This window comes from uncultured Roseobacter sp. (assembly GCF_947492555.1).
Lineage (GTDB): Bacteria > Pseudomonadota > Alphaproteobacteria > Rhodobacterales > Rhodobacteraceae > Roseobacter.
In genome coordinates this window covers 932,858-945,341 of record NZ_CANLNE010000003.1, presented here as the reverse complement: position 1 = coordinate 945,341, position 12,484 = coordinate 932,858, and the positions used below count along the sequence as shown (strand labels likewise).

At 59.6% G+C, this 12,484-nt stretch carries 10 protein-coding genes and 1 riboswitch; of the genes, 6 read left to right on the top strand and 4 right to left on the bottom strand.

What is annotated here, in order from left to right; all coding sequences use genetic code 11:
• Positions 1–2 precede the first annotated feature (2 nt).
• Complete coding sequence (locus tag Q1A07_RS17800; protein ID WP_299783361.1) at positions 3–353, bottom strand: DUF6614 family protein; 351 nt, start codon at positions 351–353, stop codon at positions 3–5.
• A 57-nt stretch (positions 354–410) separates the two neighbouring features.
• Complete coding sequence (gene gyrA, locus Q1A07_RS17795; RefSeq protein WP_299783564.1) at positions 411–3,125, bottom strand: DNA gyrase subunit A; 2,715 nt, start codon at positions 3,123–3,125, stop codon at positions 411–413.
• Positions 3,126–3,354: 229 nt separating this feature from the next.
• Between gyrA and Q1A07_RS17790 the strand changes: the two genes are divergently transcribed.
• On the top strand, positions 3,355–3,624 hold the full coding sequence (locus tag Q1A07_RS17790; RefSeq protein ID WP_299783360.1) for an usg protein: 270 nt from the start codon (positions 3,355–3,357) through the stop codon (positions 3,622–3,624).
• Positions 3,625–3,630: 6 nt separating this feature from the next.
• On the opposite strand, the gene Q1A07_RS17785 is transcribed toward Q1A07_RS17790, so the two are convergent.
• A complete protein-coding gene (locus Q1A07_RS17785; RefSeq protein ID WP_299783359.1) occupies positions 3,631–4,578 on the bottom strand; it encodes a radical SAM protein in 948 nt (315 codons plus the stop codon).
• Between the two features lie 173 nt (positions 4,579–4,751).
• Between Q1A07_RS17785 and zwf the strand changes: the two genes are divergently transcribed.
• From zwf to pgi, 3 genes are read left to right on the top strand one after another with little or no spacing between them, the layout of a single operon-like run.
• Positions 4,752–6,218 carry a glucose-6-phosphate dehydrogenase gene (zwf, locus tag Q1A07_RS17780; protein WP_299783358.1) on the top strand — a complete coding sequence of 489 codons (1,467 nt, stop codon included), beginning with the start codon at positions 4,752–4,754 and terminating at the stop codon, positions 6,216–6,218.
• Positions 6,215–6,886, top strand: a complete 672-nt coding sequence (gene pgl, locus Q1A07_RS17775) for a 6-phosphogluconolactonase (RefSeq protein WP_299783357.1) — start codon at positions 6,215–6,217, stop codon at positions 6,884–6,886. The genes zwf and pgl overlap by 4 nt, the downstream gene beginning before the upstream one ends.
• Positions 6,883–8,475: a glucose-6-phosphate isomerase gene (gene pgi / locus Q1A07_RS17770; protein ID WP_299783356.1), complete on the top strand. Its 1,593-nt coding sequence runs from the start codon at positions 6,883–6,885 to the stop codon at positions 8,473–8,475. The genes pgl and pgi overlap by 4 nt, the downstream gene beginning before the upstream one ends.
• 79 nt (positions 8,476–8,554) lie before the next feature.
• On the opposite strand, the gene Q1A07_RS17765 is transcribed toward pgi, so the two are convergent.
• A complete protein-coding gene (locus Q1A07_RS17765) occupies positions 8,555–9,037 on the bottom strand; it encodes a thioesterase family protein (protein WP_299783355.1) in 483 nt (160 codons plus the stop codon).
• Between the two features lie 127 nt (positions 9,038–9,164).
• On the opposite strand from Q1A07_RS17765, the gene Q1A07_RS17760 reads away from it, so the two are divergent.
• Together Q1A07_RS17760 and Q1A07_RS17755 are read left to right on the top strand one after the other, a co-directional pair.
• Positions 9,165–10,784: a long-chain fatty acid--CoA ligase gene (locus Q1A07_RS17760; RefSeq protein ID WP_299783354.1), complete on the top strand. Its 1,620-nt coding sequence runs from the start codon at positions 9,165–9,167 to the stop codon at positions 10,782–10,784.
• 82 nt (positions 10,785–10,866) lie between these two features.
• On the top strand, positions 10,867–11,310 hold the full coding sequence (locus Q1A07_RS17755) for a hypothetical protein (RefSeq protein ID WP_299783353.1): 444 nt from the start codon (positions 10,867–10,869) through the stop codon (positions 11,308–11,310).
• Positions 11,311–12,376: 1,066 nt separating this feature from the next.
• Positions 12,377–12,466, top strand: a riboswitch (TPP riboswitch).
• The last annotated feature ends 18 nt before the right edge of the window (positions 12,467–12,484 follow it).

Sequence of the window (12,484 nt, the reverse complement as noted above, 5' to 3'; positions counted from 1 at the left end):
GCTTAGAGAAGCGCCATACGCTCGGCGCGCTCCATATCCGGGTAGGGGCGGTAGAGCGCAAATTCCGCCGTGGCGATCAGGTCGTTCACAGCGCGGTGCATCTGGGCGACGTCATCATCATGCGTACCTGTCAGCCGGAAAGCATCGTCCAGTTGGGACAACCCATCCACCTCGATCTCCAGCATGAAATCGCGGTAACAGTCGGCGGCCAGGTTCAGTTTGCGCCGCATCAGGCGCCAGTCCCCGATGGCGCCAGCCGATTTCAGATGACCCATCCAGTCATCTAACGCCTTGGCAAAGAGCAATGCTTTCGCATCGTCCTTGAGCGTGATCATGCAGCAATAAACGTTCATCTGGGCACCTCGCGCACTTGAGCCTGCTCATTTTGCAGACAAATGCTTGAGGCGACGTTAAGATGTCTCGCCTTCTTCTTCGGCATCACCCTGATCGGCGATCCACGCGACGCTGACCACTTCCTCGCCCTTGCCGGTGTCAAAGACCTTCACACCCCCTGCGGAGCGGGACCGGAAGGAAATACCATCGACCGGCACGCGGATCGACTGGCCCTTGGAGGTAGCGAGCATGATCTGATCGTCCATCTCCACCGGGAAGGAGGCGACAAGCGCACCGCCCCGCATGGCTTTATCCATCGCCTGCACACCCATGCCGCCGCGTCCCCGTACAGGGTAATCATGGCTGGAGCTGAGCTTGCCCGACCCGCTGGAGGTCAATGTCAGGATCAGGTTTTCCGCCGCTGACATCTCCGCGTAGCGCTCGGGGCTGATGGTGGCGTTGGCATCCGTCTCTTCCTCATCCGAGGTCGATCCATCCGCATCATCGGCAAGGCCTGCCATCGCGCGGCGCATTTTCAGATAGGCCGCGCGCTCGTCCGAGGTTGCGTCGAAATGGCGGATGATCGACATGGACACGACCTTGTCCTGACCGGTCAGCCGGACGCCGCGCACGCCCACGGAACTGCGCGAATTAAAGACCCGTACATCCGTCGAGGGGAAGCGGATCGCACGGCCCGAGGCCGTGACCAGCATCACGTCTTCATCCGGCGAGGCGATGCGCGCGTTGATCAGCGTCGTCTGCGCATGTTCGTCTTCGAACTTCATCGCAATCTTGCCGTTGGACTTCACGTTGGTGAAATCGCTCAGCGCATTGCGCCGCACAGTGCCTGCAGAAGTCGCAAAGACGATCTGCAGCTCAGACCAGTCCTTCTCATCCCGGTCAATCGGCAGAATCGCGGCAATGGACACGCCTGTCGGGATCGGCAGGATATTCACAATTGCCTTGCCCTTGGACGTCCGCCCGCCCTGCGGCAGGCGCCAGGTCTTGAGCTTGTAGGCCATGCCGTCGGTGGTGAAGAACAACAGCTGCGTGTGCGTATTGGCCACGAAGAGGGTGGTGACAACATCCTCTTCCTTGGTCTGCATGCCAGCGAGACCCTTGCCGCCGCGCCGTTGACTGCGGAAATCGGCCAGCGGCGTGCGCTTGATATAGCCGCCAGAAGTGACCGTTACGACCATGTCTTCGCGCGCGATCAGGTCCTCGTCGTCCATGTCACCGGACCAATCCACGATCTCTGTGCGGCGCGGCACGGCAAAGAGCTCGCGCACTTCGCGCAGCTCATCCGCGATGATACCCATGATCCGGTCGCGGGAGCCCAGAATTTCCAGGTATTCCTTGATCTTACCGGCCAGTTCTTCGAGCTCGTCCGTGACCTCTTTGACACCGATCTGGGTCAGGCGCTGCAGACGCAGCTCCAGAATGGCGCGGGCCTGGGTTTCCGACAGGTTATAGGTGCCGTCATCATTGGCCGTATGGGTCGGATCGTCGATCAGCGCGATATAGGGCAGGATGTCCTGCGCCGGCCAGCGCCGGGTCATCAGCTTGGCGCGCGCCTCGGCGGCGTCGGCAGAGGCGCGGATAGTGGCCACGACCTCGTCGATGTTGGTGACGGCCACGGCCAGACCGCAGAGGATATGGCTGCGTTCACGTGCCTTGCGCAGCAGATACGCCGTGCGGCGGGCCACAACATCTTCGCGGAAGTCGATGAAATAAGTGAGGAATTTGCGCAGGGTCAGCTGTTCCGGCCGCCCGCCGTTCAGGGCCAGCATGTTACAGCCGAAATAGGTTTGCATCGGCGTAAAACGGTAAAGCTGGTTCAGGACCACCTCCGCCGTGGCATCGCGTTTCAACTCGACCACCACGCGCACGCCGTTGCGGTCGGATTCGTCCTGCACATGAGCAATGCCCTCGATCTTCTTCTCGCGCACCTGCTCGGCAATCTTTTCGATCATCGTGGATTTGTTGACCTGATAGGGAATCTCGTCCACGACGATGGCCCAGCGGTCCTTGCGCAGCTCCTCGATACGGGTCTTGGCGCGGATGATCACCGATCCGCGCCCTTCAAGATAGGCTTTGCGCGCGCCCGTTCGCCCCAGCATGATGCCACCGGTGGGGAAATCAGGGCCGGGGATATAGTCGATCAGCTGTTCGGAGGTCAGGTCCGGCTCTTCGATCAGCGCCAGTGTCGCATCCACAACCTCGCCCAGATTGTGCGGCGGGATATTTGTGGCCATGCCCACAGCAATACCACCCGCGCCATTGACCAGCATATTCGGGAAGCGTGCCGGGAGCACGGTCGGCTCCTGCTGCTTGCCATCGTAGTTGTCCTGATAATCGACGGTATCCTTGTCGATATCCGCCAGCAGATAGGCAGCGGGCTTGTCCATGCGCACTTCGGTATAGCGCATCGCAGCGGGGTTATCGCCGTCCATGGAGCCAAAGTTGCCTTGCCCGTCCAGCAGCGGCAGCGACATGGAGAAATCCTGCGCCATCCGCACCAAAGCGTCGTAGATCGCTGAATCCCCGTGCGGGTGGTATTGCCCCATCACATCGCCCACTGGGCGGGCAGATTTGCGGTACGCCTTGTCGTGTGTATTCCCGGTCTCATGCATGGCAAACAGGATGCGGCGGTGCACCGGCTTCAACCCGTCGCGCAGATCGGGAATGGCGCGACTGACGATGACCGACATCGCGTAATCGAGGTACGAAGTGCGCATCTCGTGCTCGATGCTGACCGAAGGCCCATCGTACGCGGGGCGTTCCGGCATCATTTCATCATCATTTTCAGGAGGTTGTGGTGTATCGCTCACGTATGCTGCCCATCATTGCCGCAGGGTCTATATATTGTGGATTAACCTTATCAGAGGGGACATATAAGGTGCAATCCCTCACTGCGTCTGCGGCTGGCAGCCGGTGGTGCAAAGTGATAACACGCTGTTTTCATTGAAAAGTAATTCGTTCGTGTCATGCTTAGGTCGAGAAGCAGTCAAGAGGACGAAAATGCCCCTATCCGAAACCGAACTGATGCTGAAAGGCTACGGCCTGACCACGGCGGAGTTTTTCTATCACATGCCGGACTATACGCATGTGCTGAACACCTTCGTCTGGCAGGAATATGACCTTGCGCCGGACCACCCGCGGCTCTTTGAATTCGTCGAATTCTGGCAGGCAGAAATCGAAGGACCGCTGCATTCGGTCCGGTTCACCCATCGCAAGATGATCAGCCCGGGCGAGTGGCGCAATGTGACGGGTGAATTCACCCTGCACTAGGTCCCGTCAGGCCGAACAGCTGGCCCCGCCCAGCACGCAGAACTTTGCACAATGCGGATGGTTCAGCGCCACGTCGCGCTCTGCCTCTTCAAGCGTCTGGCCCAGCTCGAATTCGGGCGTATAGGGCAACAGGGTGCAGGCCAGAACCGTCGGATGCGCGGCGCCCTTGCGTTTGACCACCATCCGCGACGACGCGCACATCAGCGCATCGGGGGATTTGTTCAGTATTTCCCAGCAGCCGGTCGTGATTTCGGGCACTTCTACCGTTTCGTCCATTTCTGGGAAAAGGACCGTCATGCCAGGGTCTTGCGCGTCAATTGCAAATCCGTATCGCGTGTAAAAATCGGCATATCCCGCACGGCTTTCCGCGTCACTGTGCGCCATGATCGATCGGCCCGCCACGGCCATCCGAATGCCAGCGTCGCGCAGCCACTCCATCCCTTTGAGCGTCTTGGCAAAAGCACCCGGACCGCGCTCAGCATCGTGCAGCGCGGCATCATAGTGATCCAGCGAGACGCGCAGGGTCATCTTGCCCGGATAGGCATCATTCAGGCTCTTGAGCCCGTCCTGCATCTTGCGCCGCATCATCGGGCGCATCGCGTTGGTCAGGATCAGAACGTCATACCCGCGTGCCAGGGCACTGCGCGCCAAGTCGATCATCTCCGGGTTCATGAAGGGTTCCCCGCCGGTAAAGGCAATCTCGGTCACCGGCCAGTTGCGATCTTCGATCTGGTCGAGATAGGCGGCCACCTCTGCGGCGGAAATATAGACCAGCCGATCATTGGACGGGCTGCTCTCGATATAGCAATTGACGCATTCGATATTGCACAGCGTGCCGGTGTTGAACCACAGCGTCTTGGGGGCCGTCAGACTGACAGTGGCCCGTTTCTCTCCCTTTGCCGTCCATGTCGGATCGATGAATTTACCTGCATTGGCGGTTGCCAGATCTTTCATGGGGGAGGGTGCCTTTGGTCATCATTTGCCGTGAATGTGTGCTAGGGGATAGGTAAAGGCAAGAAAACAGGTTTTCATTTGCGTGCACGCTCTTGTGATCGAGATTCATTCGGGGCATGTTTGCGCTAACATCAACCAAGGCCCGAGGGGCCGGTACTTCAGGATGAATTCTCATGGTTTCGCGCGTCATTCCGGTCGATGCTTTCGACCTCGTGATTTTTGGCGGCACCGGCGATCTGGCCCGGCGCAAAATCCTGCCGGGGCTGTTTCGGCGCTACTGTGCCGGGCAGATGCCCCCCGAGGCCCGCATCATCGGGGCCGCACGCGCCGAAATGGACGATGACGGATACCGCGAGATGGTGGGCGAAGCGATCCGGGAATTCGGCGGCACCAGTGACATCGATGCGGGCAAGCTGACCTCCTTTCTGGAAAATCTCTCTTATGTGGCCATCGACGCGCGGGGGGAGAACGGCTGGCGGCAACTGGCGGACCAGATGCGCCACAAGGTGGTGCGGGCGTTCTATTTCTCGGTAGGGCCAAGCCTCTTTGGTGATCTGGCCGAACGGCTCAACAACCACGGGCTGACGGATAAGGACAGCAGGATCGTCGTGGAGAAACCCTTTGGCCGGGATCTGGAGACCGCGCGTCAGTTGAACCGCGATCTGGCGGCGTTTTTCGACGAAGGGCAGATCTACCGCATTGATCACTATCTGGGCAAGGAAACGGTGCAGAACCTGATGGCCGTGCGCTTTGGCAACATGTTGTTCGAGCCGCTCTGGAACAGCCAGTTTGTCGATCACATCCAGATCACCGTGGCGGAAACCGTCGGCGTGGGCGGGCGCGGTGAATACTATGACAAGTCAGGTGCCATGCGCGACATGGTGCAGAACCACCTGATGCAGCTTTTGTGCCTGATCGCGATGGAGCCGCCGGCGCGGTTCGATCCTGATGCGGTGCGTGACGAAAAGCTCAAGGTGATCCGGGCGCTGGAGGACGTGGAGCCGCATCACATCGTACGCGGCCAATATGACGCGGACCCCGAAGACCCCGAGGAGCATCCCGACTATCGTACCGCTGTCGAAAACCCGAAATCGAAGACCGAAAGCTTCATCGCCATGAAGACCCATATCGCCAACTGGCGGTGGGCGGGCACGCCGTTTTACTTGCGGACAGGCAAGCGGCTGGTCGCGCGATCCTCGGAGATTTCTATCGTGTTCAAGGACACGCCGCATTCGATTTTCGGCGAGGAAGCAGGGCGGCACCGCAACGTATTGTCGATCCGGCTGCAACCCAATGAGGGCATCAAGCTGGGCGTGACCATCAAGGAACCGGGACCCGGCGGAATGCGGCTCATGGATGTCCCGCTCGATATGACCTTTGCTGATGCGCTGGGGCCGGAAGGGGCGGAAAATGTCGATGCCTATGAACGGCTTATCATGGATGTGATCCGTGGCAACCAGACGCTTTTCATGCGCGGCGATGAGGTGGAAGCGGCCTGGGCCTGGACCGATCCGATCATCGAAGGCTGGACAAAACGGGGGGATGTGCCCAAGCCTTACGACAGCCACAGCGCAGGCCCTGATGCCTCCGCTCAGCTGATGCGTCGGGACGATCGGGAATGGCGAGAGGTGACCCCATGAACTTCAACGAAAATGCAGACCGCGATATGGCGATCATGAACGTGGCCCATGCGGTGACCAGCGATTTGCGCAAATGCCTGCTGAACCACGAGTTTGCGAGCTTTGCAGTGCCCGGGGGCACAACACCGGGGCCGATCTTTGATGCGATGAGTTCGGTGGATCTCGACTGGGACCGGGTGCATGTGATGCTGACCGATGAACGCTGGGTGCCCGAAGATCACCCCCGGTCGAATGCCGGTCTGGTGAAAGCGCGGCTGATGACCGGCAATGCGGCAGCGGCGACATTTCTGTCGTTCTACCGCGAGGGGATGACGGCGCAGGAGGCCGCCCTGGGCGTCTCAGACGACTTTGCCACGGAGATGCCGATCTCTGTACTGCTCTTGGGCATGGGGGCGGACATGCACACCGCATCGCTTTTTCCCGGCGCGCCGGGGGTGGAGGCGGCCATGGCGCGCAATGCGCCGCTTGTCTGTGCCGTCACCCCTGCGGATCAACCGGAAGAGCGCATCACCTTCAGCGCGCAGGCGCTGGACGGGGCGATGAATAAACATCTGGTGATCTTTGGCGACGACAAGCGCGCCGCGTTTGAAAAGGCGCAACGACTGTCGCCGCTTGAGGCTCCTATTTCGGCTGTCATCACGGAAGGAACGGTGCATTGGGCCGCATGACTGCACAATGGGACGCTTTGCGGATCCGCCTTGAGAAAACCGAGGGGCGGTCGATCTTATCCCTTTTTGAAACGCCTGATCGTGCGGCGCAATTCAGCGCACAGACGGGCGATATGCTCTTTGACTATTCCAAGACGAACATCGACGACGCGACCCGTGCGGCCCTGATCGATCTTGTGCAGGCGGCGGGTGTTGCAGAGAAACGCGAGGCCATGTTCTCAGGGGCGCCCATCAATGACACCGAAGGGCGTGCGGTGCTGCACACCGCCTTGCGCAATCTCGACGGTGGGCCGGTTCTGGTGGACGGTTTCGATGTCATGCCCGACGTGCTGGCGACGCTGGAGCGGATGCGGATCTATGCCAATCACGTGCGGGACAGCGAGATCACCGATGTGGTGAACATCGGCATCGGCGGCTCCGATCTGGGTCCAGCGATGGCGGTTGAGGCGCTCTCGCCCTACCACGACGGGCCGCGCTGCCATTTTGTGTCGAACGTTGACGGCGCGCATATCGCCGACACGCTGCGCGGGTTGGATGCCAGGACGACGCTGGTGATCGTGGCCTCCAAGACCTTCACGACCATCGAGACGATGACCAATGCCCGCACGGCCAGAGCCTGGATGCAGGATCACGGGGGTGATCCATCAGCGCAGTTCGCGGCGCTGAGTACCTCCGAAGAAAAGACCCGCGACTTCGGCATCCCGGCAGAGCGTGTCTTTGGGTTCGAGGATTGGGTTGGCGGGCGCTATTCGGTCTGGGGACCGATTGGCCTGTCCCTGATGATCGCCATTGGACCCAAGGGGTTCGACGCTTTCCTGCGGGGTGGCCAAGACATGGACAGGCACTTCCGCGCCGCTGAATGGGCAGAGAATCTGCCGGTCATGCTCGCGCTGGTGGGCCTTTGGCATGCACAGGTCTGCGGCCATGCCAGCCGCGCGGTTTTGCCCTACGATCAGCGGTTGGCAAAGCTGCCCGACTACTTGCAGCAACTTGAAATGGAATCTAATGGCAAGGGTGTGCAGATGGATGGCACGCCCGTCGCGGTCCCAAGTGGTCCTGTGGTTTGGGGCGCAGCAGGGACAAACGGACAGCACGCGTTTTATCAGCTCATCCATCAGGGCACGCGCGTGGTGCCCTGTGAATTCATGATTGCGGCAGAGGGGCATGAGGCAGAACTGGCGCATCATCATCAGCTGCTGATTGCGAATTGTCTGGCCCAATCCGAAGCCTTGATGCGGGGCCGCAGTCTTGATGAGGCACGGGGCAAAATGCAGGCAGCGGGTTTCACAGGGGAAGAGTTGAAGCGCCAAGCGCATCACCGTGTTTTCACCGGGAACCGCCCCTCGACCACATTGGTCTATCCGAAACTGGACCCTTTCACGCTGGGGCAAATTGTGGCGCTTTATGAACACCGCGTCTTTGTCGAAGGCGTGGTTCTGGGCATCAACTCGTACGATCAATGGGGGGTGGAGTTGGGCAAGGAATTAGCGACATCCCTACAGCCTGTGGTCGAAGGGTCCGCCGATCCGCAGGGCAAGGATGGGTCAACCGCCCAGTTGGTCACCTTCATACGCCAACACCAAGCCTGAGCAAAGGTGGCCTGAAGCCCACCTTACCTGCTGGCTGAAACCGTCTCGAATGGCAGGTAGGGTGGGCTTCAGGCCACCCTTAGCGATGCGGTTGTGCGCCGTCGATATCGATCATTTTCCGCCGCACGTCCCCGGGGATCGGATAGCGGCCTGATCCGTCCGCATTCAGCAGTACCAGCACACAGTCAAACGTAGCGCGCAGTGTGCCGCCAGCCCAGAGCGTCTGCGCCAGTGAAAACGACGTGGTGCGGAACCCGATACAGCCGCAGGTCACTACATAGTCTTCATCCATGCGCATTTCCTGCCGGTAATGGATTTGGCCTGACCGGATCACGATCCGCGGGTCATCTTCACTGCCCATATAACGCGACAAGCCCCACTCCTGCGTGTACTTGATACGCAGCGTTTCGAACCAATGCATATAGACCGCATTGTTCACGTGATTGAGCACATCCAGCTCTGAAAATCGCACCCGGTCCGCCATTGCGAGCGGTGCGGGCGGATCAATGCCAAGCGCCAATTGGCGCTCAAGGGACAGCGGCGTGTGGTATTGGAGGGTCATACCGCTCCCTTACGCACTGGGAGCGAATTTGCCAAGACTTGCCAGCGCGCGGCCCTCAAGGCAGGGTAGGGGACGGGCCTGCACCTGCGCTCCGTACACCAAGACCGACACGTGACGGGAGATCACAATGCTTGGCCAGATGATGACAGCCCCTTTGCTGATTTCTTCGCTCATCGATCATGCGGCGCGCTATCACGGCGACACGCCAATCGTCTCCGTCAATACCGGCGGTGGGCATGAGACGACCAGCTGGGGCGCGGTGAACCGCAACGCAAAACTACTGGTCAGCGCGCTGGATAGCCTCGGGCTGAGACCCCAGACCCGCTGCGCCACCATCGCTTGGAACAATCGGCGGCATCTGGAGATTTATTTCGGTGTGTCAGGCGGCAGCTTTGTCTGTCACACGATCAACCCGCGCCTTTTTCCAGATCAGCTTGTCTACATCATCAACCATGCCGAGGATGAGGTGCTGTTCATCGACGCCACCTTTGCGCCGCTAGTCGCCTCCATCCGTGACCAGCTGACCACGCTGAAACACATCGTGCTGCTGGACGACACCGTGGGTGCTGCCGCAGAAATTCTGCCCGGCATCACCGCCTATGACGATCTGCTGGCGCAGGGGGACGCGGAGTATCAATGGCCGCACTTCGATGAGCTGACCGCGTCCAGTCTCTGCTACACCTCCGGTACCACCGGGAATCCCAAGGGCGTGCTTTTCTCGCACCGGTCCACCGTGCTGCACAGCCTTGCCTGCAACCTGAAGGACAGCCTCGGGTTTTCCGCCATGGACGTGGTGCTGCCGGTTGTGCCGATGTTCCATGTCAACGCCTGGGGCACGCCATATGCTTGCGCGATGGTGGGCGCGCGGATGGTTCTTCCGGGTCCTGGGCTGGACGGGCCATCGCTGGTGGCCCTGATTGACACACACAAGGTTTCCATCGCCCTTGGGGTGCCCACCATCTGGCTGGGACTGCTGGGCGAAGCAGAGAAGGCAGGCAGTACGTTGAACAGCCTGCAACGAACGGTCGTCGGCGGCTCTGCCTGTCCGCCCTCGATGATCGCGGCGTTTCGCGACACCTTCGGGGTGGAAACCATCCACGCTTGGGGCATGACGGAGATGTCGCCCATCGGGTCCGTCAATCAGCCGCTGGCCAAACATCTGGATCTTGAGACCGAGGCGTTGCACCGGCTGCGTGAAAATCAGGGACGGCCGCCTTGGGGTGTTGAGCTGGCCATTGTCGACGAGGCTGGAAATCCTCTGCCGCATGACGGCAAGACACAGGGCGAATTGCTGGTGCGCGGACACTTCATACTGGATGCCTATTTCCGCACAACATCGCACGAAACCCTGCAGAACGGCTGGTTCAACACCGGTGACATCGCCACTCTGGACCCGGAGGGTTATCTGACCATCCGCGACCGGTCCAAGGACATCATCAAATCAGGGGGCGAATGGATCAGCTCGGTAGAGCTCGAAAACATCGCGATCGGCCACCCGCACCTCAGCGATGCCGCGGTGATCGGCGCACCCCATCCCAAATGGGACGAACGGCCGGTGCTGGTTGCGGTCAAGGCGGAAGGCGTGGAGCCGGACGCGGATGACCTGCTCGCCTTCTTCGAGGGCAAGATCGCCAAATGGCAAATCCCGGACAAGGTCGTATTCACCGATGCCCTGCCGCGCAATGCGACGGGCAAAGTCCTGAAACGTGACTTGCGGGACACTTTTGCAAAGATCTTGCTGACGTAAGGCTCTTTTAACCCAAAGGTCCGACAAAGTGCCCTAGAAGGGTTTCTACCTGTGATTACACTTTCGCCCCCGGAGACACGCTATGAAGTTGCCTGCCCTGATCCTTGCCGCGGCGCTGCCGACCACTGCGCTCGCAGGCCCAGACCGTGTGTCGATCCTGTTGGGGTCAGAGCACTTCAATGCCACTGAAGATTTTCGCGAATTCAATCCCGGTGTGTTCCTCACTTGGGAGCGGGAGGTGTTCGACTACACTGTCGGCGTTTTCCAGAACAGCTATTCCAATGTCTCGCCGCTGGTCTCGATCGGCTACGATGTGGAGGTTGCGACGGAATTCGAGGTTGGCGTCTTCGCGGGCCTCGCCGTCTATCCCGGCGAAGGCGACCGGTTCGATCATTCCATTGGCGACGTGATCCCGCTCATCGGTCTCCAGGCGCGCTACCGGAACTTCTTTACGCAACTGCTGCCCGCAGACGGGCAATCAACGGACGGCGTGCTGACTTTCGGTATCACGTTCGAGCTGGACTAAGCCCGGCGATTGCGAAAAATCACAATGGGATGGGCGGTGGCCTTCGCCCCCTTGTGGCCTGTCTTGGCAAGCGACCATCATGTTCTTGACACCTTTCTCCGCCACGACGGGGGCGTGGTGTAAAAACTCTCTGATGCGGTCGTAAAACAACTGTTGGGAATGGACCGGAGTTGACCGTCTTCGCAGGCAGGTTGTGAACAACAAGCTGCGAAGCCCGTGTGAGACTGTTGGAGTGGCGCAGCGTCCGGCGGTAAACACGTAGCGGAAGCCCTGGAGACGGAAGTCGTCCGTCCCGGCGTCTTAGTGCCCCAACTCACATCCAATGATCGCTCCAGCTCAGCAGAAGGCGCTTGATGCGACGCGCACGGGTCCAGCGATGAAGCCCAAAACCAGTGCGGACGCGACCAGTCTGGACGATTGAAATCCAAATATACCCCACCAGTTGGACGTATCCCGGCGACAAAACCAAAGCGGTGCCGCTTGCGGAGAGCGTCGCTACATCACTTGCCAACGCGGAAAGCACGCCTCTTTCAGATGCACGATACTGCGATTGCGCACCGACTTTTCGCTTGAGTGACCGAGGACAACCCGGGGCGGCACCGGGCGCTGTCGACAAGGATGCAAAACATTTGTACCGCTCAGACGCCACAACCGGCATGCGCTGTATCCGCTAAGCCGTGAAAAGCTATTCTCTTAATGTCGAGAACATCGAATAACAACTTACTAATTGTAATGATAACAGAACCTTACAGTTTTTTTGTTTAAGTTTCTCATATCCTTACAACATCGCCTCGATGGAACCCATCTTAGCTGCGGGTACCGCCTGGTCCGCGCCGTTGAGAACAGGGAAGCGAGACCTGTAATACTGCCCGCTGTGCACGCTTGACCGCTTGGTTGTTGTCTGAGCTTTACGCCCAGGGGACCTCCACTCCCGGTTTTGCGGATACTGTGGTCATAGCGGCGATGCGACTGGATGCCGGCCTTGCAAGGATTGCATCTCAGCAACGGAAAACCTGACCTGCGGACGCTTGCAACGGTTGACAGATCTCCCAAGGCTTGACTACCAAGGCATGACCGGGGGCGCCTGATGGCTGAGAAGTACCCTTTGAACCTGAACCAGATAATGCTGGCGGAGGGAGGGTAAAAGTCGCTTTTTCGCGGTCTTCCTTGTTTC

Coding starts and splice junctions, on each gene's coding strand:
- Q1A07_RS17800 (WP_299783361.1), bottom strand. CDS start 353: ATGAACGTTTATTGCTGCATGATCACGCTCAAGGACGATGCGAAAGCA.
- gyrA (WP_299783564.1), bottom strand. CDS start 3,125: ATGATGCCGGAACGCCCCGCGTACGATGGGCCTTCGGTCAGCATCGAG.
- Q1A07_RS17790 (WP_299783360.1), top strand. CDS start 3,355: ATGCCCCTATCCGAAACCGAACTGATGCTGAAAGGCTACGGCCTGACC.
- Q1A07_RS17785 (WP_299783359.1), bottom strand. CDS start 4,578: ATGAAAGATCTGGCAACCGCCAATGCAGGTAAATTCATCGATCCGACA.
- zwf (WP_299783358.1), top strand. CDS start 4,752: ATGGTTTCGCGCGTCATTCCGGTCGATGCTTTCGACCTCGTGATTTTT.
- pgl (WP_299783357.1), top strand. CDS start 6,215: ATGAACTTCAACGAAAATGCAGACCGCGATATGGCGATCATGAACGTG.
- pgi (WP_299783356.1), top strand. CDS start 6,883: ATGACTGCACAATGGGACGCTTTGCGGATCCGCCTTGAGAAAACCGAG.
- Q1A07_RS17765 (WP_299783355.1), bottom strand. CDS start 9,037: ATGACCCTCCAATACCACACGCCGCTGTCCCTTGAGCGCCAATTGGCG.
- Q1A07_RS17760 (WP_299783354.1), top strand. CDS start 9,165: ATGCTTGGCCAGATGATGACAGCCCCTTTGCTGATTTCTTCGCTCATC.
- Q1A07_RS17755 (WP_299783353.1), top strand. CDS start 10,867: ATGAAGTTGCCTGCCCTGATCCTTGCCGCGGCGCTGCCGACCACTGCG.